Genomic DNA, 22,967 nt, shown 5'->3' on the forward strand with positions numbered 1-22,967 from the left:
GTCGACCCGGCTCCAGATCGAAAGGCCGCACTGTGAAAGACCTGTTCAGACTGACCGCCACCGAGATCGCAAGCGCCGTGCGCGGTGGCACGCTGTCCGCAACCGAGGTGACGCAGGCCCACGCGGCGCGCATCGACGCGGTCAACCCGGCGGTCAACGCCGTGGTGCAGGACTGCCGGGACGAAGCGCTGGAGGCTGCGCGCGCCCTCGACGCCCGCATCGCGGCAGGCGAGGATCCGGGGCCGCTGGCCGGGGTACCCTGCACGATCAAGGTCAATATCGACCAGAAGGGCTGGGCCAATACCAACGGGTTGAAGCTGCAAGCTGATAACATTGCTGCGCAGGACAGCCCCGTCGTCGCCAACCTGCGCAAGGCGGGCGGCGTGATCGTCGGGCGCACGAACACGCCGGCCTTTTCGCTGCGGTGGTTCACCAGGAACGACCTGCACGGCCAGACGCTGAACCCGCGCAACCGCGACATCACGCCGGGCGGCTCGTCGGGCGGAGCGTCCGCGGCAGTCGCGGCGGGAATGTGCGCCATCGGGCATGGCACCGACATTGCGGGCTCTGTCCGCTATCCCGCCTATGCCTGCGGCCTGCACGGGCTGCGTCCGACGCTGGGCCGCATCCCGGCCTGGAACGCAAGCGCGCCCGACCGGCTCATCAGTGCGCAGCTGATGGCCGTGTCGGGTCCGATCGCGCGCAGCATCGACGACATCGCGCTGTCGCTGCGTGCCATGGCCGCGCCCGACGTGCTGGACCCCTGGTATGTGCCCGTGCCTCTCGACCCGCGCGATTTCCCGAAACGCGCCGCGCTGACACTGGAACCCGATGGCATGAGCGTCGCGCCCGCCGTCAAGGACGCGCTGCGCAAGGCCGCCCGCGTGCTCGAGGACGCGGGTTGGCAGGTCGACGAGGTGCCCTGTCCGCCGATGCGCGACGCCGCGCGGATCAACGCGATCCTCTGGATGGCCGAGACCGAAATCTCGGCCGAAGCGCTGATCGCCCGCGAGGCCGAACCGGATTCCACCTTTGTCTTTGACGTGATGCGCCGCGATATCGGCCCGGTCGACCTGAAGACGGTGATGAAGGCGTTGCAGGACCGCGCCACGCTGATCCGTGCGTGGGAGCTGTTCCTGCAAGACTATCCGGTGCTGCTCTGCCCGGTGTCTGGCGAACTGCCCTTCGACCAGCAACTCGACGTGCGGTCCGAGGCCGATTTCCTGCGCGTCTACGAGGCGCAGCTGACCCAGCGCGCCCTGCCCGTCATGGGCATGCCCGGCCTGTCCGTCGCAACCGGCCAGGCCGAGGGGCGCCCGCTGGGCGTGCAGCTGGTCGCCGGGCGCTATCGCGAGGATATCCTGATCGCGGCTGGCCGAGTGATCGAGGCCGCCGGCCCGCTTCCGCAAGTCGCCGACCCGGACTGGGCGTGACCGCCTAGCCCTCCAGCCGGGCCACCTGCACCAGCGCGGTATGGGCGCTGCTGCCCTGCCCCAGCCGTGACGTGCCCACGTCGCGGGTCAGCACGTTTGGGTTGCCGTCGGGGTCGATATTGCCGCCGGGATCGCCGAACCACGCGCCCGTCGGCAGCGCGACCACGCCCGCGTGGATATCGGTCGAAACCTGCGCCCGCGCCCGGCAGGCGCCCCGCGCGTTGAACACGCGCAACAGGTCGCCCGTGGCGATGCCGCGCGGGGCGGCGTCGTCGGGATGGATGACCAGCGTCTCGGGCCGCGCGCCCGGCACATCGGCCAGCGCGCTTTCCAGCTGGCTGTGCAGCTTGTCGCCGGGCTGCGGCGAGACGAGGTGCAAGGGTGCATCGCCCGTCGCCGCGCCCAGCCATTCCGAGGGCGGCAGCCAGACCGGGTGGCCCGGGCAATCGTCATAGCCGAAACCCGCGATGGTTTCCGAGAAGATCTCGATCCGGCCCGAGGGGGTGGGCAGCGGTGCGCCCTCCGGGTTCTCGCGGAAGGGCGGGAACAGCGTGCGGTTGGGGCCGTCCGCCTGGATCGGCAGCTTGATCCAGTTCTTCTCTTTCAGCGTGTCGAGATCGGGCACCTCGATCCCCTGCTCGGCGGCGAAACCGCGATATTCCTCGTAAAGCAGCCCCATCCATTCCTCGGCGCTGCGCCCCCCGGTAAAGACCTGCCCTTCGCCCATCCGCTCGGCCAGACCGGCGAAGATGCTGTAATCGTCGCGCGCCTCGCCCACGGGCGGGATCAGTTGCGGCATGTGGAACAGGTAGTCGTCCAGCGGCGAGCGGCCGATATCCTCGCGCTCATACGGCGTGGTCGCCGGAAAGACGATGTCGGCGCGCTTGGCCGTCGCGGTCCACCAGGGTTCGTTGACGATCACCGTCTCGGGCTGCGCCCAGGCCTCGTGAAGGGCGTTCAGGTCCTGGTGGTGATGATAGGGGTTGCCGCCGGCCCAATAGATCAGCCGGATATCGGGATAGGTGTCGCGCCGCCCGTTGAAGTCATAGGGCCCGCCCGGATGACGCAGCATGTCGCCGATCCGCGCGACGGGGATCACCTTCTTCACCGGGTTGGCGAATTGCGAGAAGGTCACGCCGCGCAGCCCGATCAGCGCCTTTCCGACGCCGCCGATCGCGCCATAGCCATAGCCCACGCCGCCCCCCGGCAGGCCGATCTGGCCCAGCATCGCCGCCAGCACCGCCGACATCCAGTAGGGCTGTTCGCCATGCTCGGCGCGTTGCAGCGACCAGGCAACGGTGATCAGCGTCCGGGTGGAGGCCATGCGGCGCGCCAGCGCGCGGATCGTCTCGGGCTCCACCCCGCAGATCGGCGCGGCCCAGTCCGGGCTCTTGGGCTGACCGTCTGTCTCACCCATCAGGTAGGGGCGGAACCGCTCGAACCCGACGGAACAGCGGTCGAGGAACGCGCGGTCGGTCAGCCCCTCCTCTTCCAGCACATGGGCCAGCGCCAGCATCAGGGTCGTATCCGACCCCGGGCGCACAGGCAGCCATTCGCAGCCCCCGGGCGCGTCGACTCGCTGGGGGCCGATATTGACGCAGTGCATTCCCTTCGCCACGAAGCGGTCGATCCAGCCGGCGGTCTCGTGCTCGGTCACGCCGCCCATGCTGACTTGGCTGTTCTTGGGGTTGATGCCGCCGAACATCACCAGCGTCTCGGTGTTGTCGTGGATCACCTGCCAGCCGTCCTGGCACTCATACAGCAGCTTGAGGAAATCGACGCCGAAGACATGCGGCATGATCGCCTGTGCGCAGCCCGTGGAATAGCTGCCGAAGCTCGAGACATAGCCGCCCACCGCGTTCAGGAAGCGGTGCACCTGGCTTTGCGCATGATGAAACCGCCCGGCAGAGCCCCAGCCGTAAGAGCCGCCAAAGATCGCCTCGTTGCCGTGGGTCTTGCGGATGCGGTCGATCTCGGCGGCGGCGATGTCCAGCGCCTCGTCCCAGGGAAGCTCGACGAAATCCTCTGCGCCGCGGCCCGCGCGTTCGCGCCGGTCCAGCCAACCGCGGCGGATGGCGGGGCGGGCGACGCGGGTGCGGTGATGCACGGCGGCGGGCAGGATGTCGGGGATGCGACTGGGTGCGGGATCGGGGGCGAAGGGGCGGGTGGCCACGATGCGGTCGCCCTCCACATCCACCTCGAAGGCACCCCAGTGGCTGGACGTGATCCGTGTCTGGCGGTTTGACCCATCGGCCATGTCGCTCTCCCTCTCTGTCGCGCGGTTTCAGTCTACGCCTGCCCGACCCCTGCCGGAAGGGGGATCGCGCCTCAGTCCAGCGGAACCGGCATCGGCGGGCTTGCAGCCTCGAACGCCGCGCCGATCCGCAGCGTCATCGCCTCGTCATGCGGCTTGCCGATGACCTGGAGAGAGGTCGGCAGGCCCGCCGGCGACAGGCCCGAGGGCACCGACAGCGCGCAGAGCCCGAAATAGTTGACCGGCCGGGTGAAATGGCCCGGCGCCAGCGCCTGATCGACCTCGTCCAGGCGCGGCGCGGTCATGGTCATGCTCGGCGTCAGGACCGCATCGAACCCCTGCATGAGCGCGACGAACCGCGCCTTGCCCTCGGCCCGTTCAGCCAACAGGGCCAGGTAGTCGCGCGCCGTAACGCCCCGGCCGCCCAGCATCCGGCCGCGCACGTCCTCGTCCATCGGCAGGTCGGCCCGGTCATAGAGGTGGCCGTGGTTGGCATACCCCTCGATCGCGATGATCCGTCCGCAGGAGGCGGTCAGATCGGCGAAGGAATGCGGCGTCTCGAAGGGGACCAGGTCAGCCCCTAGCCCGCGCAGCACCGCCAGCGCGGCGTCATAGGCGTCCAGCACCTCGGCTGTGCAGACCGCGCGCTCTCGTTCCGTCACGACGCCCAGGCGCAAGCCCCGGACGCCCGCGCGCAAGGCCGCGAACAGGCCGGTGCCGTCGCGCCGCGCGCGGTCCACGCACCAGCCATCGACCCCGTCCATCGCCAGGAACATCAGCACAGCATCCTCGACCGAGCGGGCCAGCGGGCCGGGCGTGTCCAGCGTCTGCGACAGCGGCAGGATGCCGTCGGTGGGCAGCCGCCCCTCTGTCACCTTCAGCCCCGCCAGGCCGCAGAAGCCCGCTGGCAGGCGCACCGAGCCGCCGGTATCGGTGCCCACGCCACAGACCGCCAGCCCCGCCGCCACGCCAGCCCCGGTGCCCGAGGACGATCCGCCGGGGACGCGATGGGCGCCCAAGTCCCAAGGGTTCCATGGCGTGCCCATGTGCTGGTTCGTGCCCCAGCCGCCCAGCGCGCATTCCACGGTCTTGGTCTTGCCCAGCATGATGCCGCCCGCCGCGAACAGGCGGTGTGCCAGCGTGCCGGTTGCGGGCGAGACGCGGTCTACCATCGCCCGCGAACCGCCGGTGGTGACGCGCCCCTCGACATCGCAGATATCCTTGAGGCCGAAGGGGATGCCATGGAACGGCCCCAACCAGTTGCCCGCCGCGATCATCCGGTCGGCGGCCTCGGCCGCCTGCATCGCATCCTCGGCATAGACCGCTTGGTAGGCGCCGATCCGCGGGTCAAGCCGCTCGATCCGGTCGAGATGGGCGCGCGTCACGCGGCTGGGCGCGGCCTGGCCGTCACGAAAGGCATCTGCCAGCGCGGTCAGCGACGGATACGGGGCGTCGGGGTCGAATGTCATGCCCGGGGTCTTTCCTGTGTGGGATCAGGTCGCGTGGACGCGCGCCATGTCCTCGGCCGAGAACCAGTCCTTGCCCGGCACGGCGGCCAGCAGTTCCTGCGTGTAGGGCTGTTTCGGGTCCGAGAACATCGTGGCGGTCGGCCCGATCTCGACCACCTTGCCGCGCTGCATCACCGCGATCCGGTCGCAGACCTGTGCCGCGACGCGCAGATCATGGGTGATGAAGACCATCGACAGGTTCATCCGGTCCCGGATCTCGTCCAGCAGCCGCAGGATCTGCGCCTGGATCGACACATCGAGCGCCGAGACGGGCTCGTCCGCGACCAGGATCTGCGGCTCCAGCGCCAACGCGCGGGCGATGCCGATCCGCTGCCGCTGACCGCCCGAGAACTCGTGTGGAAAGCGGTCATAGGCGCGGGCGTCCAGGCCGACGATCTCCAGCAATTCATTCGTCTTGCGCTTGGCCTCGTCGGCGCTGGCACCATACATCATCGGCCCCTGCGCGATGATCTTGCCGATCCGGGTGCGCGGGTTGAGCGAGGCGAACGGGTCCTGGAACACCATCTGGATCTTGGACCGGTGCGGTCGCATCGCGGCGCGGCCAAGCGGGCGCAGGTCGGTGTCGCCCAGCAGGATTTCGCCTGCCTCGGCATCGTTCAACCGCACGATGCAGCGCGCGACGGTGGACTTGCCAGAGCCGCTTTCGCCGACGATGCCCAGAGTCTCGCCCCGGGCGAGGTCGAAGGTCACGTCATTGGCCGCATGCACCACGCGGCCCTTGCCACCGAACAGGCCGCCGCCGCTGCGATAGGTCTTTTGCAGGTTCTTCACCCGCAGCACCGTCGCGCCCGAACGGGGACGCGCCGCGCGCGGCACGAGGTCGGGAACGGCGCCGATCAGCGCCTTGGTATAGGGATGTTCGGGACGGCGCAGCACTTGGTCGGTGGTGCCGGTTTCCACCAGCAACCCGTTCTGCATCACCGCCACCCGGTCGGCGATATCGGCCACGACGCCGAAATCATGGGTGATGAACAGCACGCCCGTGCCATGCGAGGCCTGCATCTGCTTGATCAGCTTCAGCACCTGCGCCTGCGTTGTCACGTCGAGCGCGGTGGTGGGCTCGTCCGCGATCAGGATCTTGGGGTCCAGCGCCAGCGCCATGGCGATCATGGCGCGCTGCCGCTGGCCGCCGGACAGTTCGTGCGGATAGGCCTTCAGCGTCTGTTCGGGGTCGGGCAACTGCACGTCCGTCAGCAGTTGCAAGGCCCGCGCGCGGCGTTCCCGTCCCGGCATCTTCTCGTGAAAGCGGAACACCTCGTCGATCTGCGTGCCGATGGTCATGACCGGGTTCAGCGCGGTCATCGGCTCCTGGAAGATCATCGATATCTGCGAGCCGCGGATCGCCCGCAGTCGCTCCTCGCTGACCTTGGCCAGGTCCTCGCCCAGGAAATTGACGCTGCCCTTGGCGATGCGCACACGCGGTTTCGGCAGCAGCCCCATGACCGCACGGGCGGTCAGCGACTTGCCCGATCCGCTTTCGCCCACGACGCAAAGGATCTCGTTGGGTTCCAGGTGCAGGTTCAGCGCCTCGACCGCGTAGGGCCGCTGGCTTTCGGGCGGCAGGGCCACGTGCAGGTCGGTGATGTCCAGAAGCCGGGTCATGTCCGCTCCCTCAGGCGCGGGTTCAGGGCGTCGTTGATGCCCTCTCCCACGAGGTTGATCGCCAGCACGGTCAGCAGGATCGCGATGCCGGGAAAGGTGCACACCCACCAGGCCGAACGCAGCAACGTCCGCCCCGCGCCGATCTGGAAGCCCCAGCTCATGATGTTGGGATCGCCGAGGCCGAGGAAGGCCAAGCCGCTTTCGATCAGGATCGCCGTCGCCACCATAAGCGAGCCGATGACGATCACCGGCGACAGGCAGTTGGGCAGGATTTCCCCCAGCATGATGCGCACGTCGGACATGCCCAGCGTGTGGCAGGCCTGCACGAATTCGCGGTTGCGCAGCGACAGGAATTCACCCCGCACCAGGCGCGCCACGGCAGGCCAGGACACGACGGCAATGGCGATGACGATGCTTTCGATCGACGGTTTCATGATCGCGACCAGCAGGATCGCGAAGATGAAGGACGGGATCGTCTGGAACATCTCGGTCACGCGCATCAGCAGGTTGTCGATCGGCCCGCCGTAATAGCCCGCCAGCGCCCCCATGACGATTCCGATGCCGACGGCGACAAGCGTCGCCAGCAGCCCGATCAGCAGCGAGGTCTTGGCGCCATGGGCGATGCCCGCCGCCACGTCGCGGCCCAGGCTGTCGCTGCCCAGCAGGAAGCCGTTCTCTCCCGGCGGCGACATCGGCTTGCCCGCCAGGCTGAACGGGTCGGCCGGAAAGAACAGGCTGGCGGTCGCCGCCATGACGGCGATCAGGACCAGGATGCCCAGGCCGACCACCGCGCCGCGATTGCGGGCAAAGAGTTTCCAGAAGGTCATGGTCAGTTCACCTCGATCCGCGGGTCGAGTGAGGAATAGATGATGTCGACCACAAGATTGACCGCGACGACCAGCAGCGCCGACAGCAGGAAGATCCCCAGAAGCAGGTTCAGGTCGCGCGAGAACAGCGCCTCGAAGGCAAGCATGCCAAGACCCGGCCAGGCAAAGACGGATTCGACGATCACCGAGCCGCCGATCAGCGCGCCCACCTGCACGCCCGCCATTGTGACGACGGGCAACAGGGCGTTGCGCAGCACGTGCACGAACATGATGCGATTCTCGGTCACGCCCTTGGCGCGGGCCGTGGTGACGTAATCCTGTCCCGCCTGTTCCAACATCGAGGCGCGCATCAGGCGGGTGTAAAGCGCGAGATAGAACAGCGACAGCGTCACCGTCGGCAGGACCAGGTGATGCGCGATGTCCTTCACGCGGTCCCAACCCTCGTAGAACATGGCGAAATTCTCCATCCCCGAGGTCGGAAACCATCGGAGATTCAGCGAGAAGACCACGATCAGCATCAGCCCCACCCAGAACAGCGGCGTGGCATAGGTGATCAGCGCGAAGATCGAGATCGCGGTGTCGCGCCAGGTGTTCAGGCCCATCGCGGCGACAAGGCCCAGCAGGATGCCGAAACCCACCGCCAGCGTGATCGTCGCGACCATCAGCAGCAGTGTCGGAACGAGCCGGTCGAGGATCAGCTGGCTGACCGGCATGTCGTGCCGGAAGGAATAGCCGAGGTCGAACATGACGACGTTCTTCAGGTAGACGGCCAATTGCACCGGCAGAGGCTTGTCCAGGCCGAACTTGGCCCGCAGCTCGGCCATGTATTCCGGCGTGGCAGAGCCCGCCTCGCCCGCCAGCACGTCGACGGCGTCACCTTCTGCCAGTTGCAGGAGGAAGAAGTTGAGGACGACGATGGCCAGCACGATCGGAATGGCCTGAAGCAGCCGCTTCACGACATAGCGCATGCGACGAGCGAAATGAGACACGGCGATATTCCCTTGCAATCGGCGCCGGCCACGGGGGCCGGCGCCATGGTCTTGTCAGGTCACTGCTCGACCCAGGCGCGGTCGAACGAGCCATAGGCGCCCATCGCCGAGGTCGCGTGTTCCTTGAGCTTGTCGTTGTAGACGGTCAGGAACTGCATCTCGAACAGGTTCGCCACGGGCATGTCCTCGGCCAGGATTTCCTGGACCTGGCCATAGATCTCGGCCCGCTTCGTGGCATCCGCTTCCTGCGCGCCGGCGGCCAGCAGGGCGTCGAGCTCGGGGTTGGAATAGCGCGACGAGTTGACGAAATGCGTGCCCTGGCGGATCTGGTCGGTACCGTAGTGACGGTGAACGCCCAGCACCGGGTCGGACAGCTGGTAGAAGTAGTTCACGTTGAAGTCGAAGTCGTAGTCGGCATAGATCCGCTTCAGCCAGGTCGGCACGTCCTCGTAGCGCAGCTCGATCGCGATGCCGATCTCGGCCAGCGCCTGCTTCATGTATTCGCCCGCGCGGCGCCAGTCCTCGCCATATGGGATCAGGTCCAGCGTGGCGGTGGCACGCACGCCGTTGGCGTCCGGCATGATGCCCGCCGCGTCCAGCAGCGCGATGGCGCCCGCGACGTCGGCGTTCTTCGGGTAGTTCGGCATGCCTTCCTTGTAGAGACCCACGGCGGCAAAGTTGGAGGACAGTGCAGAGGTCGCCGGCTTGCCATAGCCGAACCAGATGTTCTCGATCAGGAACTCGCGGTCGATCGCCAGCGAGACCGCCTTGCGGACCGCCGGGTTGTCGAAGGGCGGCTTGGTGGTGTTGAACTCGATCAGGGCCATCGGGTTGATCATCGAATAGCCGTCGGTCGTGACCGAGAAGCCGTCGGTGTCGCGCAGGCGCACCGCGTCGATGTTCGGGATCGCGCCATAGGCGCCATACATGACCTCGCCATTCTCCATCGCCGCCGTCCGGGTCGAGGCGTCGGGGATGAAGCGACCGACCAAGCGGTCGAGGTAGGGCATGCCGTCCTGCCAGTAGGCCTCGTTCTTGTCGAGGCGGATGTACTGGCCTTTCTTCCATTCCACGAACTTGTAGGGGCCGGTGCCGACCGGGCTGGTGGCCAGGTCCGAATTGCGCAGGTCGGTGCCTTCGAGCAGGTGTTTGGGCACCATCGGGCTTTCATACGAGGACAGCGCGCGCAGCATGTAGGGCGCCGGATTCGCAAGATTGAACACGGCGGTGTGCTCGTCCGGCGTGTCGATCGAGGTCACCTCGCGGAACGAGTTCGGCCCGCGCGGGTGCACCTGCTTGAGCACCTCCATCACGCTGAAGGCCACGTCGGCCGAAGTGAAGGGCGCGCCGTCATGCCATGTGACGCCCTGGCGCAGCGTGAAGGTGACGGTCTTGCCGTCGGCGCTGACCTCGTAGCTTTCGGCGAGCGCCGGGACGATCTTGAGATCGTTGTCGTAGTCGAACAGGCCTTCGTAGATCTTCGGGGCGACCAGGCCGATCGGGCCCGAGGTCGACAGGAAGGAAGCCAGCGAGGGCGGCTCGGGCTGGACGATATAGACCAGCGTGCCGCCGGCCTCCTGCGCCTGGGACGGCGCCGGGACCGCCGTCAGGCCGAAAGCGCACAGGGCCGCAGCGGCCCATATCCGAAAGTTCATTGTTCAGTACCTCCTTGTCGAAACGATCGTTTTTTTTGGATGTCGCGGCTCAACAGTTTTGGGATTTTCAAATCGACGCAACCCGTGAACCGCGAAACAGCCGGGTTTGCCCCCGGACTTTTGTCTACTCGACAGACAAGACTTAGCAGAACGCCGACTTTTTTTGCAAAAGTAATTTCCGCGGCGTCAATTTTCAGGGCAGGCAGGTGGTGCACAAACAGCCGGTCAGTCGGCTGCATCCGGTGGAATCCGCCCTGACCGCGCGGTAGGGTCCGCGCCACGGGCGGCGCCCCGGCCGCCGCGAGACAGGACAGGAGACCACGAATGACCCAAACCCCGATGCTGTTCCGCCCGCTGACGCTGCGCGGGATCGAGACGCGCAACCGCGTGGTGATCTCGCCCATGTGCCAGTATTCGGCGCATGAGGGGCATCTGGACGACTGGCATCTGGTCCATCTGGGCCGTTTCGCCATCGGCGGCGCGGGCATCGTCTTTGCCGAGGCGACCGCCGTGCAGAAGCGTGGGCGCATAACGCATGGCTGTCCCGGCCTTTGGACCGACAGTCAGATCCCCGGCCATGCACGTGTCGCGCAGTTCCTGTCGCGCAACGGCGCGATCCCGGCGATCCAGTTGGGCCATGCCGGGCGCAAGGCGGGCATGGAGCGGCCATGGTTCGGCAACGGCCCGCTGAACGATGCCGATTTCGACCGGGGCGACATGCCGTGGACCCCCGTGGGCGCCTCGCCCCTGCCGGTGGCCGAGGGTTGGCCGGTGCCGCAGGAACTGACGACCGGGGACATTGCCGTGCTGATCGACGATTACGTGGCGGCCACGAAACGCGCCATCGCGGCAGGATACCGGATCGTCGAGATCCACGGCGCGCATGGCTACCTGGTGCACAGCTTCCTGTCGCCGCTGTCGAACCACCGCACCGATGTCTATGGCGGCGACCTGGCCGGGCGGATGCGGCTGGCACTGGAGATCACTGAGGCGGTGCGCGCCGCCCTGCCGGACGACATGCCGCTGTTCTTCCGCACCTCCGCCGTCGATGGCACGCCCGAGGGATGGAGCCTCGACGACACCGTGGTGCTGGCGCGCGAGTTGAAGGCGCGCGGCGTCGACGTGATGGATTGCTCGTCCAGCGGGATCGCCGGAGCCGCGACCGCCTCGGGCGGGCAAAAGCGGCAGCCGGGATTCCAGGTGCCATATGCCGAGCGCGTGCGCCGCGACGCGGATATGCCGACCATGGCGGTCGGACTGATCACCCACCCGGTGCAGGCCGAGGCGATCCTGTCCGAGGGCCGCGCCGACCTGGTCGCCATCGCACGCGAGGCGCTGGCCAACCCGATGTGGGCGCTGCACGCCGCGCAGGCGCTGGGCCATGACACGACCTATGCCACATGGCCGGAACAGTCGGGTTGGTGGTTGGCAGGCCGCGACCGCACGTCGGAGCTCTACAAGCCCTGAGGTCGCCCGCGTCTGTTCGGGTTTCCCGGTGCTCAACCGGCGCGACGATGCAGGCGGCAGCCGGGACATGCGTCCGGTCCGCAATGCCCGGTCATGGTTCAGGCCCTGGGCCGCATTCACCAGGCCGGAGGCGGCACCGTGCCTGACAATAGGCCGGGGCAGCGAACCCCGGCGTGGTAGGCGACATCGTGGGTGCGGGCACGGAGGTCTCCGGGTTTGGCAACGGCCCCGGCTCCAGTGCGCTGGTTGCGCAGCCGCTGTCCATCGTGGCGGAGAGGTATCTCGCCCCGGCCCGGATCGCGCAGCAGGCGGCGCGGCGGCGATCCTCTTGACCGACCCGGGAGGTTGCCGAAAGCTGTTCTCCGAGGCGCTGGAAAACGTCGACATCATGCAGATCGAGGGCAAATGCCTATCAGGGAAGGATGGGTGTAACGCCACCGGTTCGGCCTGATCCCGCCGGTGATGCCCGTGTACCAAAGCCAGATCCCCCATTTCCTCGGGTCGAACACCCGCGCGGCAACGGTCATCAGGGCGATCACCAGCGGCGGCATCGGGGTGATGATCGCGCAGGCGATCCAGACCCGGAAGGACCGGGAGGAACTCAGCTATTGCATCGGGGCGCTTCTGATCGCGAGCAACTGGTTCCCGGGCAGGCTGCGCGCGCGGTTGATCGAGCGGACCGGTTGATGGCGCGGCTGAAGGCCGACGCGCCGGTCATCCATGACGGCTGCACGATAACCGACTGCCGTTTCGGCGCCTTTGTCGAGATCGGCCCAGGCAGCCGAATCCAGCACAGCGCATTCGGCACTACAGCTATTGCGACCGTTTTGCCAACATCGCTGCCATCGTGCGGGTCGGCGCGACGGACCATCCGCTGCACACCCCCGCCTGTCACCACTTTCTCTATCGCTCGCTGGATTACTGGGACGATGCGGATATCGACGAGGATTTCCTTGCCCATCGCCGGTCACGCCGGGCCCGGATCGGGCATGACACCTGGATCGGACATGGCGCGATGATCAAGCCGCAGGTGACCTTGGGTGACGGCGCGGTTGTAGCGTCGGGCGCGGTGGTGACAAGGGACGTGGCCCGCTACATGATCGTCGCCGGCACCCCGGACAGGGTGCTGCGCCCGCGCCAGCCGCCCGAGATCGCCGAATGTCTGGTCGCCCTGGCCTGGTGGGACTGGTCGCTTGACGCGCTGCGCATGGCGCCGGAGGATTTCCGCGAGCTGTCCGCTGAGGCCTTTCTGGACCGTCATGACGGCTAGAGCGTCAGCGTCACGCGGTCGCCCGCGAACCAGGTCCGCCCGTATTCAACCGGCAAGTCTGCGTCGTCGACGTTGACCGCCGTCGACCGCAGCAGTGGGTCGCCCTCGCGCAGGTGCAGGTGCAGCGCCTGCGTGGCGTCCGCCGCGACGGCCGTCAGCCTTGTCGAGGCGCGGGTGTAATCGTCGACGCCCACGCGCCGCAGGGCCTCTGTCACGCTGCTGGTCGCGGCCAGGGCGGTATCAATGCCCGGCAAACGGGCGCGAGGAAAGACGCTTTCGAAAGAGGCGATGGGCTGGCCATCGGCCAGCGAGAGGCCGTGCCAGGCGCAGACCGGATCGCCCGTCGCAATGCGCAGCGCCTGCGCCTCGCCCTCTGTCGCGGCGCGCAGTTCGACTTGCAAGACGCGCTTTTCCGGCCTCCGGCCCGCTGCCACCAGGTTCTCGTGAAAGCGCACCCGCTTGCCGATCGGGTAATCCGTCGGCGTCGCAGCGACAAAGACGCCAGAGCCGCGCCGCGTCCGCACCAGCCCCTCTTCGGCCAGGTGCGACAGGCCGTGGCGCACCGTGTGGCGGTTCACGCCGAAGCGGGCGGCCAGCGCCGCCTCGGTCGGCAGCTTGTCGCCCGGGGCGTAGCGCCCCTCGGCCATGTCGTCGCGCAGGGCTTGGGCGATGGCCTGCCACAAGGGGGTCCTGTTAGGCAAAATTAACACTTCTCCTGTCGCACCGGGCGCGCGTTTCTGTCATAATGTGTATAGTTGTATAGTATCTGGAAGAGTTGTCGAGATGATAGACGACGCCGACCCGAACGCCCCGCGCAAGGCCTGGATGGGCCTGCTGGCCCGTGCGCCCGCAGAGCGCCTGGCGGCGCTGCTGGATGCGCGCGGCCCGCGCCCAGCGATGACATGGCTGCGGACGCCCGAACTGGGTAGCGTCATGGTGCGTGGAAGGGCGGGCGGCACCGGCGCGCCATTCAACCTGGGCGAAATGACGGTCACGCGCTGCGCCCTGCGCCTGCCCTGCGGCACCGTGGGTCATGCCTACGTGCAGGGCCGCGACAAGGCCAAGGCCGAGGCGGCGGCGATCGTCGATGCGCTGATGCAGACCGGGGCCGCCGAGGCGGTGCGGCGCGCCATCCTCGATCCGCTGGCGCAAGAGGATGCCGGCCGCCGCGAGGCTCGCGCTGCACGGGCCGCCGCCACCAAGGTCGATTTCTTCACCGTGGTCCGGGGAGAGGATTGATGCAGACCCACGCGCTCGAGGGGGGGTTCACCGATCCCGCAACCGCTGCCGCCCATGCCTTTCGCGCCGTGATGGAGGCGATGGCCCGCCCCGGCACGATCCACCGGCTGACCGGAGCGATGCCGCCTGCGCCGCTGTCGCCCGCCGCCGGCGCCGCGCTGCTGACGCTCTGCGACACCGACACGCCGCTGCACCTGGCCGGTGAGGCGGATTGCCCGGCATTGCGCGACTGGATCGCCTTTCACACCGGCGCGCCGCTGGTGGAGCCCGGGCAGGCAATGCTCGCCCTGGGACCATGGCAGGCGCTGGCGCCTCTGTCGGCCTATCCCGTGGGTACGCCCGAGTATCCCGACCGGTCGGCAACGCTGATCGTCGAGTGCCCCGCCCTGGAGCCGAAGGGCGCGACCCTGCGCGGCCCCGGCATCCGCGACACCACCGCGCTGTCCCTGCCCGAGACCGAGGCGTTCCGAGCCAACCGCGCGCTGTTCCCGCTGGGGCTGGATTTCCTGTTCACCTGCGGCGACCGCATCGCGGCACTGCCGCGCACAACTCTGGCAAGCGCGCCGTCCGGCGCAACGGAGGATCTGTAGATGTATGTCGCGGTCAAGGGCGGCGAGCGCGCCATCGGGAATGCCCATGCCTGGCTGGCCGAGGAACGGCGCGGCGACACGGCGGTGGCCGAGCTGTCCGTGGCGCAGATCCGCGAGCAACTGACGCTGGCGGTCAACCGGGTGATGGCCGAGGGCTCGCTCTACGATCGCGACCTTGCCGCGCTGGCGATCAAGCAGGCGCGAGGCGACCTGATCGAGGCGATCTTCCTGATCCGCGCCTATCGCACCACCCTGCCCCGCCTTGGCGCGTCGATCCCGGTGGACACCGCTGCAATGGCCTGCGACCGGCGCATCAGCGCGACCTTCAAGGACCTGCCGGGCGGGCAGGTCCTAGGGCCGACCTTCGACTACACGCACCGCCTGCTGGATTTCAAACTCGCCGCCGAGGGCGCGGTGCCAGAGGCACCGCTGCGCGCGGCAGAGTCCGGCCCGGTGCCGCATGTCGCGGGCTTCCTGAATCGCGAAGGCCTGATCGAAGAGGCGCCGCAAGACGACACGCCGCCCCCGGACCTGACCCGCGAACCGCTGGCCATGCCGGCAGACCGCGCCCTGCGCCTTCAGGCACTGGCCCGCGCGGACGAGGGCTTCACCCTTGGCATGGCTTACTCCACCCAGCGCGGCTATGCCCGCACCCACGCCTTTGTCGGCGAGTTGCGCATCGGCACCGTCGCCGTCGAAATGGACATCCCCGAGCTGGGTTTCGCCATCGAGATCGGCGAGATCACCCTGACCGAATGCGAGACCGTGAACCAGTTCAAGGGATCAAAGACCGAGCCGCCGCAATTCACCCGTGGCTACGGCCTTGTCTTCGGCCAGACAGAGCGCAAGGCGATCTCGATGGCGCTGGTGGACCGGGCGCTGCGCTGGCAGGAACTGGGCGAGGATGACCAGGGCGCCCCCGCCCAGGACGCGGAGTTCGTGCTGTATCACGGCGACAACATCCAGGCGACGGGCTTCCTCGAGCACATCAAGCTGCCGCATTACGTCGACTTCCAGTCCGAGCTTGAACTGGTGCGCAAGCTGCGGCGCGAGGCTGGGGCGGATGCTGCGAAGGAGGCGGTGCAATGACCACCATCGTCTTCGACATCGGCAACGTTCTGGTGCGCTGGGATCCCCGCGCGGCCTTCCGCTCGGCCCTTGGCAGCGATGCCGAGGTCGACGCCTTCCTGGACCGGACCGGCTTTTTCGCCCGCAATCATCGTGCCGATGCCGGCGAAACCTTTGCCGCGCTGGCGCAGGAACTCGACGATCCTCGTGATCGCGCCCTTCTGGCGGGCTATGTCGATTGCTACGGCCTGACCATCCGCGAGCCGATCGAGGGCACATGGGCGCTGATCGACCGGCTGCGGCGGCGCGGCCATGCGCTGCACGCCATCACGAACTGGTCGGCCGAGAACTGGGACACCGGGCTGGCGCTTCATCCCCGCCTTCGGGAGGCGTTCGGGGTCACCATCGTCTCGGGCCAGGAACGCATCATCAAGCCTGACAGGGCGATCTTCGATCTGCTCTGCGACAGGGCGGGCGTCGTCGCGCAGGACTGCCTGTTCATCGATGACAGTCCCGCCAATGTCGACGGCGCGCGGGCGGCGGGCTGGCAGGCGCATCATTTCACCACGCCCGAGGCGCTGGAGGCGGACCTGACGCAAAGGGGGTTGCTGTGACCGAAACGGCCTACAACTTCGCCTATCTCGACGAACAGACCAAGCGGATGATCCGCCGCGCGCTGCTCAAGGCGTTGGCGATTCCCGGCTACCAAGTGCCGTTTGCCAGCCGCGAGATGCCCATGCCCTATGGCTGGGGCACGGGCGGTGTGCAGGTCTCGGCGGCTGTGCTGACGCCTGATGACGTGCTGAAGGTGATCGACCAGGGCGCCGACGACACGACCAACGCCGTCTCGATCCGCAGCTTCTTCCAGCGCACGGCAGGGGTTGCGACCACGACCCGGACGCAGGAGGCGACCGTCATCCAGACCCGCCACCGCATCCCCGAGGTGCCGCTGACCGAGGGGCAGATCCTGGTCTACCAGGTCCCGATCCCGGAACCCTTGCGCTTTCTCGAGCCGCGCGAAAGCGAGACGCGCAAGATGCACGCGCTCGAGGACTACGGGCTGATGCATGTGAAACTTTACGAGGACATCAGCCGCCACGGCCATATCGCCACCGCCTACGCCTACCCCGTCCGCGTCGAGGCACGCTATGTCATGGATCCGTCGCCGATCCCGAAATTCGACAACCCGAAACTGGGCGACTGCCCCGCCATCCAACTGTTCGGCGCGGGACGCGAGCAGCGCCTCTATGCGCTGCCGCCCTGGACGCAGGTGGTCAGCCTCGACTTCGAGGATCACCCGTTCGAGCCGTCCAAGGCGGATCATCCCTGCGGCCTGTGTGGCGCGACCGACAGCTATCTCGACGAGGTTATCGTGGACGATGTGGGCGGGCGGATGTTCGTCTGTTCCGACACCGACTATTGCGAGGCGCGGCAGGCGCAGGGCCATCGCGGAAAGGACGCGGCATGAGCTATACGCCCCTTCTTTCGGTGCGCGGAATCGGCAAGCGCTATGGCGCGCATGTCGGCTGCATCGATGTCAGCTTTGACCTCTGGCCGGGCGAGGTCATGGGGATCGTGGGCGAAAGCGGCTCTGGCAAGTCGACGCTGCTGAACTGCATGGCCGGGCACCTGGTGCCGGATGCCGGTCAGGTGATCTTTGACACCCGCGCCGACGGCCCGCGCGACACCGTCACCATGAGCGAGCCCGAGCGGCGGATGCTGGGCCGCACCGACTGGGCCTTTGTCCACCAGCACGCCCGCGACGGGTTACGCATGGGCGTCAGCGCCGGTGGCAACGTGGGCGAACGCCTGATGGCGGTGGGCGCGCGGCATTACGGAGACATCCGCGGCAAGGCGACGGACTGGCTGGAGCGGGTCGAGATTGACCCGGGCCGCATCGACGACCGCCCCTCGACCTTTTCGGGGGGCATGCAGCAGCGGTTGCAGATCGCGCGGAACCTGGTGACCGGGCCGCGACTGGTCTTCATGGACGAGCCCACCGGCGGGCTGGACGTGAGCGTGCAGGCACGCCTGCTGGACCTGCTGCGCGGCCTGGTGCGCGACATGGGACTTTCGGCGGTGATCGTGACGCATGACCTGGCCGTGGTGCGCCTGCTGGCGGACCAGCTGATGGTGATGAAATCGGGTCGCGTGGTCGAGGCCGGGCTGACCGACCAGGTGCTGGACGACCCGCAGCATGGCTATACGCAGTTGCTGGTCTCCAGCGTATTGCAGGTATGAGGAGTCGGCCATGATCGAGATCGAGAACCTGTCAAAGACCTTCACCCTGCACAATCAGGGCGGCGCGGTCCTTCGCGTGATCGAAGCGGCGCGACTGTCGGTGGCGCCCGGCGAATGCGTCGCCCTGACCGGCGCGAGCGGCGCGGGCAAGTCCACGCTGATGCGGATGATCTACGGCAATTACCGCGCCGCCTCTGGCCGTATCCTGGTGGGCGGCGTCGACGTGGCGCGGGCCGAGCCGCGCGCAATCATCCGGTTGCGACGCGAGACGCTGGGTTACGTCAGCCAGTTCCTGCGCGTCGTGCCGCGCGTGCCGACGCTGGACGTGGTGGCCGAACCGTTGCGCGCGGTGGGCGTGCCGGTGGAGGACGCGCGAGAGCGGGCGCGCGGATTGCTGGCCCGGCTGAACATCCCGGAGCGGCTGTGGAGCCTGTCCCCCACGACCTTCTCGGGCGGCGAGCAGCAACGCGTCAACATCGCGCGCGGGTTTGCCCATCCCTATCCCGCCCTTCTGCTGGACGAACCCACCGCCAGCCTCGACACCGCCAATCGCGAGGTCGTGCTAAGGCTGATCGAGGAGGCCAAGGCGCGGGGCGCGGCGATGATCGGCATCTTCCACGACGAGGCGGCGCGCGCCCGGGTCTGCGACCGCGAGATCGATGTCAGCCGTTTTGCCCCGGCGCGGGCGGCATGAGCGACGGTTGGCTGATCGCTGTGGTCGGGCCTTCGGGCGTCGGCAAGGATTCGGTCATGGCGGGGATCGCGACGCGTGCGCCGGGCATCCGGCCGGTGCGGCGGGTCATCACCCGCGCGCCGGACCCGGACGGCGAAGACCATGAGCCCATGACGCCCGACGCCTTTTCCGAGTCCGTGGCGCGGGGCGCCTTTTGCCTGCATTGGGACGCACATGGCCTGAGCTACGGCATCCCAGCCCCGGTTCTAGCGGATGTCCGGGGCGGCGCGAACCGGTTGGCGAACCTGTCGCGCGGTGTCCTGAGGCAGGCCGCAAAGGTGTTTCCGCGCCTTCTGGTCCTGCACATCACCGCCGCGCCCGAGGTTCTGGCCGCGCGGCTGGCAGGGCGCGGGCGGGAAAGCGCCGACGAGATCGCGGGACGGCTTGCGCAGGCGCCGCGGCCGTTGCCGCCCGGCCTGAATGTCGTCACCATCGTCAATGACGGCCCGCTGGACGATACCGTGACGCGGGCGCTGGCGGCGATTCAACCGGTGAGGGCGTAGCGTTGGACCAGTTCGAAACGCCCGTCCGATCGCTCTCCGACCAAGGCGACCTCGTCGAGGACGAAGGGCGCGGGCAGCGGCGGAAGATGCGCCTCGACCGCCGCGAACCAGCGGTCCATATCGTCCCTTGGCAGGCGGTCGGTGAGGGTCAGGTGAAAGCGGAATTCCTCCATCACGTAGGGATAGCCCCAGCGGGTCAACAGCGCCTCCTGCCGGGGCGACAGGTTCGCCTTGCGGCGACGGGCAAGTTCGTCCTCGCCGGGTGGCGCGCGGAAGGCGTCCAGGTCAGCCACGCAGGCCGCGGCAACACGGGCGATGCCGGTCGTGTCGCCCGTGGGCGTCAGCGCCAGGAACCGGCCCAGCCGGCTGAGGTGAAGCCCCTCGCATCGGGCCGGGGCGCAGGTGGCCGCCATCGCGGCCGTCGCCACGGCGAGGGCGTCGGCGTCGCGCCCGCCGGCCAGGCGGAAGGGCGGTTTCAGCGTGCCATGAAAGCCGTATCTGCGCGGTGTCGCAGTGATGGCCTCGATGCCGGGCAGGTCGGGCTGGTCCACGGGCCGGCCCGTGGCCGCGTCCCAGCCCAGCCAGCGCGCCCCGAATTCCGCCAGGTCGCCCTTGGGCGGAAGGTAATAGATCGCGAAGCGAGTATATGACATGAATTCTCCCCTTCCCTCCGGCTCTCTGGAAGGCGCGCATGACGGTTCCATGGCAGAGCCGCTGTGTCTTGCCAATGCCCGCCTCGTCCTGCGCGACTGCGTGCTGACGGGCCGCATCACCCTTGCCGAGGGACGGATCGCCGAGATCGCCGAGGGAGACCAAGTGCCCCCCGGCGCGGTGGATTGCGGCGGCGATGTCGTGATGCCCGGACTGGTGGAACTGCATACCGACAACCTGGAACGGCATATCGAGCCGCGCCCCTCGGTCGACTGGCCGCACCTGCCGGCGATCCTCGCGCATGACGGGGAACTGGCCTCAACCGGGATCACCACGGTCTTTGACGCGATGCGGGTCGGCTCCATCCATGACGGCAAGGGGCGTTACATGCCCTATGCGCGCGCGCTGGCCTCGGAACTGATGATGCTGCGCGAAGGCGGACACCTGAAGATCAGCCATTTCCTGCACCTGCGGGCCGAGACCTGTTCCGAAACCCTGCTGGAAGAGATGGCGGCCTTCGGCCCCGAGGACCGGGTGGGCATCGTCAGCCTGATGGACCACACGCCGGGCCAGCGGCAGTTTCGCGACCTGGCCGCGCTCAAGACCTATGTCGCCAAGAAGCGCGGCATGTCGGACGCCGATTTCGTCGAGCATGTGGCGAACCTGAAGGAGTTGCGCCGTCTGCATGGCACGCGGCACGAGGCCGGCGCCGTGGCCGAGGCGCGCCGCCTTGGTGCAGTGCTGGCCAGCCATGACGACACCACGGCAGACCAGGTGGCAACCTCGAAGGCGCATGGCGTGGGGTTCGCCGAATTCCCGACGACCCTGGAGGCGGCGCAGGCCTGCCAGGCGCAGGGCATCAAGGTGATGATGGGCGCGCCAAACCTGATCCGGGGCGGGTCGCATTCGGGCAATGTCGCGGCAAATGACCTTGCGCAGGCCGGGCTGCTGGACATCGTGTCGTCGGATTACGTACCGTCGGCGCTGCTTCTGTCTGCCTTCCGCCTGTTCGACCTGTGGGGCGACCTGCCCCGTGCCGTGGCCTGCGTGACCGAAAGCCCGGCGCGTGCGGCGGGCCTGACGGACCGCGGCCGGCTGGAGGCGGGCTGGCGCGGCGACGTCCTGCGCGTCGGCCTGATCGGCACCACGCCGGTGCTGCGCGGCGTCTGGAGCCGGGGCGCGCGCGTGGCCTGATCCGGCCCGTCGATGCGCCCTCAGCCCAGACGGATCGGGTTCGACCAGGCGCGGCGTCCTGCGCGGTCCATCACCGTCACGCGGATCCACGGCGAGTTGCGGAAGCGCTGCATCGGCACGGCGGCCTGCGTCATCGACTGGCCATGCACTGCCTGCGCCGCGCTGCCATGCCCCTGCACCATCACGACCGAAGCTGCCGAACAGGCGACGGTGATCTCGCCGCCCGAGACCGTCACGCCACGCAGTTCCGGCCCCTGGCTGGAATAGAAATCGCCCGCTTTCAGCGCCTCGAGCAGCAGGTCGGGATCGTTCGCCTCGGCCTTGACCATCACCCAGCCGCCAAAATGGTCGGGCTCGGTGAAATGCGCGTCGTCGGTGGCGATCAACGTCACGTCGCGGCCCTCGGACAGCAGCAGGTCGGCATAGAAGGCGCCGTCAGGCCGGTCGCAGCTGACCGCGCAGCCGTGATTGTAGATCTCGACCGCATGCGCCGCGGTGATGCTGCGCGCGTCCTCCAGCGTCATGCCCGACCATTGCGGATGGGCGATGGCGACGAACGCACCGGCGGCACGCGCCCGGGCGGCGAGTTCAGGGCCGGCCTCCTGCCCCTCAACCGGGTCGAAACCGGGCGCATGCGGCGGCGCGAAATCCGCCGGCAGACCGACCGCCAGGATGTGCCACAACTCACCGTTCCGCATGGCGCCCGAGTGGATCTCGGCCCCCAGCAGGGTGGTGAAGGCATTGTCGCGGAACGGCGTCGTGTCGGCGATTGGATAGCCATACGCGCCGATGAAATGGTCGGTCAGCGCGAGAAAGTCATAGCCTTCGGCCTTGTAGCGGCGGCAGACCTCGTCGGGTGGCAGGCCGCCGTCGGACAGGGTGGAATGGGTGTGCAGGTTGCCACGCCAGAAACGGCCGGGGGCGGAAAAGGCGGTAAGGGGCATGGGGCGCATCCTCGAGCCGGGCGCCGACGGCATGATGCGTGCCGACTGACCGGATGCCGGACAGCTTGCCCATTCCGCCCTTTTCCGCAAGCGGCTGCATCACGCCGCCGTCCGTTCCGACATCACGCCAGGTGCGGCAAGTAATCCTCGCAGGTGCCCTCGCGATAGACATCGGCGGTGCAGCAATGCAGGCCGCCGCCAAAGGCATAGGCGTCGCGCAGCTCGACCTCGACGACCTCCATGCCCAGCTTGTCCATCTGTTCGGCATGGTAGACCTCGGATTTCTCGACGCAGACCGTCTTGGCATCCAGTACCAGCACACTCATCGACAGCCAGACCGAGGAACAGCACAGCGGGGGCGGCGCGTTTTGCGCGGGCTGCGCGGCATCGACGACTTCCCAGCCGTTGGCCTCGAACATGGCGCGCTGATCCTCGGGCCGGCGGCGGCATGCAGCCGAACTGGCTGTTGGTGTGGAAATCGGGTGTGGTCACGGGTAGCGCGTGGTCGATCGGCGTCGGCCGGTCGACGCGGATGCCGCGAACCCCCAGTTGGGCGGCGAACCGGTCGAGCGGCTCGTTCGCGCGGTTGATCGTTTCCTGCCGGCGGCGGCCCCACAGGCCGCGCATGTCGCTGTCCTAAGGCACCTTTGCGTCCAGCGCCGGTTCCTCGGGTGGGATGTGGCAATTGTCGGCATTGCCGACGATCACGTGTTTCAGCGGATCCCACTCGTTCCAGCTGTTCACGACGGTGCGTGTCATTCCGATGTCTTCCTTGGGG

Annotated in this window: 22 protein-coding genes and 2 pseudogenes; 14 read left to right on the forward strand and 10 right to left on the reverse strand. The window is 68.1% G+C overall.

The features are described from left to right. Positions 1 to 32: 32 nt before the first annotated feature. Positions 33 to 1,433 (forward strand): amidase family protein, encoded by a 1,401-nt coding sequence (locus KB874_RS12340; protein ID WP_212536843.1) that lies wholly within the window; start codon positions 33 to 35, stop codon positions 1,431 to 1,433. 4 nt (positions 1,434 to 1,437) lie between these two features. Here KB874_RS12340 and KB874_RS12345 read toward each other — a convergent pair whose 3' ends face one another. The 6 genes from KB874_RS12345 to KB874_RS12370 form a co-directional block, all read right to left on the reverse strand. After that, positions 1,438 to 3,690 carry a molybdopterin-dependent oxidoreductase gene (locus KB874_RS12345; RefSeq protein WP_212536844.1) on the reverse strand — a complete coding sequence of 751 codons (2,253 nt, stop codon included), beginning with the start codon at positions 3,688 to 3,690 and terminating at the stop codon, positions 1,438 to 1,440. Positions 3,691 to 3,761: 71 nt separating this feature from the next. After that, entirely contained in the window at positions 3,762 to 5,156 is a 1,395-nt protein-coding gene (locus KB874_RS12350; protein ID WP_212536845.1) for an amidase, read from the reverse strand. Positions 5,157 to 5,180: 24 nt separating this feature from the next. After that, positions 5,181 to 6,818 carry an ABC transporter ATP-binding protein gene (locus tag KB874_RS12355; protein ID WP_212536846.1) on the reverse strand — a complete coding sequence of 546 codons (1,638 nt, stop codon included), beginning with the start codon at positions 6,816 to 6,818 and terminating at the stop codon, positions 5,181 to 5,183. Continuing rightward, entirely contained in the window at positions 6,815 to 7,645 is an 831-nt protein-coding gene (locus KB874_RS12360; protein WP_212536847.1) for an ABC transporter permease, read from the reverse strand. Before KB874_RS12360 ends, KB874_RS12355 begins: the two co-directional genes overlap by 4 nt. A gap of 2 nt (positions 7,646 to 7,647) precedes the next feature. Beyond that, positions 7,648 to 8,634: an ABC transporter permease gene (locus KB874_RS12365; protein WP_346346543.1), complete on the reverse strand. Its 987-nt coding sequence runs from the start codon at positions 8,632 to 8,634 to the stop codon at positions 7,648 to 7,650. A 59-nt stretch (positions 8,635 to 8,693) separates the two neighbouring features. Then, entirely contained in the window at positions 8,694 to 10,289 is a 1,596-nt protein-coding gene (locus KB874_RS12370; protein WP_212536848.1) for an ABC transporter substrate-binding protein, read from the reverse strand. A 324-nt stretch (positions 10,290 to 10,613) separates the two neighbouring features. Here KB874_RS12370 and KB874_RS12375 point away from each other — a divergent pair, with 324 nt between their 5' ends. From KB874_RS12375 to KB874_RS12390, 4 genes and pseudogenes are all read left to right on the forward strand, one after another. After that, positions 10,614 to 11,756 carry an NADH:flavin oxidoreductase/NADH oxidase gene (locus tag KB874_RS12375; protein ID WP_212536849.1) on the forward strand — a complete coding sequence of 381 codons (1,143 nt, stop codon included), beginning with the start codon at positions 10,614 to 10,616 and terminating at the stop codon, positions 11,754 to 11,756. A 188-nt stretch (positions 11,757 to 11,944) separates the two neighbouring features. Next, on the forward strand, positions 11,945 to 12,088 hold the full coding sequence (locus KB874_RS12380) for a hypothetical protein (protein ID WP_212536850.1): 144 nt from the start codon (positions 11,945 to 11,947) through the stop codon (positions 12,086 to 12,088). Positions 12,089 to 12,218: 130 nt separating this feature from the next. Next, entirely contained in the window at positions 12,219 to 12,443 is a 225-nt protein-coding gene (locus tag KB874_RS12385; protein WP_212536851.1) for an ABC transporter permease family protein, read from the forward strand. Further along, positions 12,443 to 13,026: pseudogene (locus KB874_RS12390) on the forward strand (LbetaH domain-containing protein). The gene KB874_RS12385 and the pseudogene KB874_RS12390 overlap by 1 nt, the downstream one beginning before the upstream one ends. Here the strand turns inward: KB874_RS12390 and phnF are convergent. Next, complete coding sequence (gene phnF / locus KB874_RS12395) at positions 13,023 to 13,709, reverse strand: phosphonate metabolism transcriptional regulator PhnF (RefSeq protein ID WP_283054437.1); 687 nt, start codon at positions 13,707 to 13,709, stop codon at positions 13,023 to 13,025. The pseudogene KB874_RS12390 and the gene phnF overlap by 4 nt on opposite strands. Positions 13,710 to 13,809: 100 nt before the next feature. Here phnF and phnG point away from each other — a divergent pair, with 100 nt between their 5' ends. From phnG to phnN, 8 genes are read left to right on the forward strand one after another with little or no spacing between them, the layout of a single operon-like run. Further along, entirely contained in the window at positions 13,810 to 14,265 is a 456-nt protein-coding gene (gene phnG / locus KB874_RS12400) for a phosphonate C-P lyase system protein PhnG (protein ID WP_212536852.1), read from the forward strand. Then, positions 14,265 to 14,855, forward strand: a complete 591-nt coding sequence (gene phnH, locus KB874_RS12405) for a phosphonate C-P lyase system protein PhnH (RefSeq protein ID WP_212536853.1) — start codon at positions 14,265 to 14,267, stop codon at positions 14,853 to 14,855. The genes phnG and phnH overlap by 1 nt, the downstream gene beginning before the upstream one ends. Beyond that, on the forward strand, positions 14,856 to 15,944 hold the full coding sequence (locus KB874_RS12410; RefSeq protein ID WP_212536854.1) for a carbon-phosphorus lyase complex subunit: 1,089 nt from the start codon (positions 14,856 to 14,858) through the stop codon (positions 15,942 to 15,944). Next, positions 15,941 to 16,537 (forward strand): HAD family hydrolase, encoded by a 597-nt coding sequence (locus KB874_RS12415; protein WP_212536855.1) that lies wholly within the window; start codon positions 15,941 to 15,943, stop codon positions 16,535 to 16,537. Before KB874_RS12410 ends, KB874_RS12415 begins: the two co-directional genes overlap by 4 nt. After that, on the forward strand, positions 16,534 to 17,391 hold the full coding sequence (locus KB874_RS12420; protein WP_212536856.1) for an alpha-D-ribose 1-methylphosphonate 5-phosphate C-P-lyase PhnJ: 858 nt from the start codon (positions 16,534 to 16,536) through the stop codon (positions 17,389 to 17,391). Before KB874_RS12415 ends, KB874_RS12420 begins: the two co-directional genes overlap by 4 nt. Further along, positions 17,388 to 18,164 carry a phosphonate C-P lyase system protein PhnK gene (gene phnK, locus KB874_RS12425; RefSeq protein ID WP_212536857.1) on the forward strand — a complete coding sequence of 259 codons (777 nt, stop codon included), beginning with the start codon at positions 17,388 to 17,390 and terminating at the stop codon, positions 18,162 to 18,164. Before KB874_RS12420 ends, phnK begins: the two co-directional genes overlap by 4 nt. Positions 18,165 to 18,174: 10 nt before the next feature. Then, complete coding sequence (gene phnL / locus KB874_RS12430; protein WP_212536858.1) at positions 18,175 to 18,858, forward strand: phosphonate C-P lyase system protein PhnL; 684 nt, start codon at positions 18,175 to 18,177, stop codon at positions 18,856 to 18,858. Then, on the forward strand, positions 18,855 to 19,400 hold the full coding sequence (gene phnN / locus KB874_RS12435; RefSeq protein WP_212536859.1) for a phosphonate metabolism protein/1,5-bisphosphokinase (PRPP-forming) PhnN: 546 nt from the start codon (positions 18,855 to 18,857) through the stop codon (positions 19,398 to 19,400). The genes phnL and phnN overlap by 4 nt, the downstream gene beginning before the upstream one ends. Here the strand turns inward: phnN and KB874_RS12440 are convergent. After that, positions 19,382 to 20,053 (reverse strand): DUF1045 domain-containing protein, encoded by a 672-nt coding sequence (locus tag KB874_RS12440; protein WP_212536860.1) that lies wholly within the window; start codon positions 20,051 to 20,053, stop codon positions 19,382 to 19,384. The two genes, phnN and KB874_RS12440, sit on opposite strands and share 19 nt — an antisense overlap. On the opposite strand from KB874_RS12440, the gene KB874_RS12445 reads away from it, so the two are divergent. Beyond that, the gene (locus KB874_RS12445; protein WP_428849244.1) at positions 20,052 to 21,245 is read left to right on the forward strand and encodes an alpha-D-ribose 1-methylphosphonate 5-triphosphate diphosphatase; all 1,194 of its coding nucleotides are present in this window, start codon (positions 20,052 to 20,054) and stop codon (positions 21,243 to 21,245) included. The genes KB874_RS12440 and KB874_RS12445 overlap by 2 nt on opposite strands. A 20-nt stretch (positions 21,246 to 21,265) precedes the next feature. On the opposite strand, the gene KB874_RS12450 is transcribed toward KB874_RS12445, so the two are convergent. Both KB874_RS12450 and KB874_RS12455 read right to left on the reverse strand, forming a co-directional pair. After that, the gene (locus KB874_RS12450; protein WP_212536861.1) at positions 21,266 to 22,189 is read right to left on the reverse strand and encodes a PHP domain-containing protein; all 924 of its coding nucleotides are present in this window, start codon (positions 22,187 to 22,189) and stop codon (positions 21,266 to 21,268) included. A gap of 122 nt (positions 22,190 to 22,311) precedes the next feature. Further along, positions 22,312 to 22,948, reverse strand: a pseudogene (locus KB874_RS12455) (hypothetical protein). Positions 22,949 to 22,967 lie beyond the last annotated feature (19 nt).

Source organism: Thetidibacter halocola (assembly GCF_018224955.1).
Taxonomy (GTDB): Bacteria; Pseudomonadota; Alphaproteobacteria; order Rhodobacterales; family Rhodobacteraceae; genus Thetidibacter; species Thetidibacter halocola.

What these genes read in the sequence shown, in the direction of transcription:
- KB874_RS12345 (WP_212536844.1), bottom strand. Translation starts at nt 3,690, where the DNA reads ATGGCCGATGGGTCAAACCGCCAGACACGGATCACGTCCAGCCACTGG.
- KB874_RS12350 (WP_212536845.1), bottom strand. Translation starts at nt 5,156, where the DNA reads ATGACATTCGACCCCGACGCCCCGTATCCGTCGCTGACCGCGCTGGCA.
- KB874_RS12355 (WP_212536846.1), bottom strand. Translation starts at nt 6,818, where the DNA reads ATGACCCGGCTTCTGGACATCACCGACCTGCACGTGGCCCTGCCGCCC.
- KB874_RS12360 (WP_212536847.1), bottom strand. Translation starts at nt 7,645, where the DNA reads ATGACCTTCTGGAAACTCTTTGCCCGCAATCGCGGCGCGGTGGTCGGC.
- KB874_RS12370 (WP_212536848.1), bottom strand. Translation starts at nt 10,289, where the DNA reads ATGAACTTTCGGATATGGGCCGCTGCGGCCCTGTGCGCTTTCGGCCTG.
- KB874_RS12375 (WP_212536849.1), top strand. Translation starts at nt 10,614, where the DNA reads ATGACCCAAACCCCGATGCTGTTCCGCCCGCTGACGCTGCGCGGGATC.
- KB874_RS12385 (WP_212536851.1), top strand. Translation starts at nt 12,219, where the DNA reads ATGCCCGTGTACCAAAGCCAGATCCCCCATTTCCTCGGGTCGAACACC.
- phnG (WP_212536852.1), top strand. Translation starts at nt 13,810, where the DNA reads ATGATAGACGACGCCGACCCGAACGCCCCGCGCAAGGCCTGGATGGGC.
- phnH (WP_212536853.1), top strand. Translation starts at nt 14,265, where the DNA reads ATGCAGACCCACGCGCTCGAGGGGGGGTTCACCGATCCCGCAACCGCT.
- KB874_RS12410 (WP_212536854.1), top strand. Translation starts at nt 14,856, where the DNA reads ATGTATGTCGCGGTCAAGGGCGGCGAGCGCGCCATCGGGAATGCCCAT.
- KB874_RS12415 (WP_212536855.1), top strand. Translation starts at nt 15,941, where the DNA reads ATGACCACCATCGTCTTCGACATCGGCAACGTTCTGGTGCGCTGGGAT.
- phnK (WP_212536857.1), top strand. Translation starts at nt 17,388, where the DNA reads ATGAGCTATACGCCCCTTCTTTCGGTGCGCGGAATCGGCAAGCGCTAT.
- phnL (WP_212536858.1), top strand. Translation starts at nt 18,175, where the DNA reads ATGATCGAGATCGAGAACCTGTCAAAGACCTTCACCCTGCACAATCAG.
- phnN (WP_212536859.1), top strand. Translation starts at nt 18,855, where the DNA reads ATGAGCGACGGTTGGCTGATCGCTGTGGTCGGGCCTTCGGGCGTCGGC.
- KB874_RS12445 (WP_428849244.1), top strand. Translation starts at nt 20,052, where the DNA reads ATGAATTCTCCCCTTCCCTCCGGCTCTCTGGAAGGCGCGCATGACGGT.
- KB874_RS12440 (WP_212536860.1), bottom strand. Translation starts at nt 20,053, where the DNA reads ATGTCATATACTCGCTTCGCGATCTATTACCTTCCGCCCAAGGGCGAC.
- KB874_RS12450 (WP_212536861.1), bottom strand. Translation starts at nt 22,189, where the DNA reads ATGCCCCTTACCGCCTTTTCCGCCCCCGGCCGTTTCTGGCGTGGCAAC.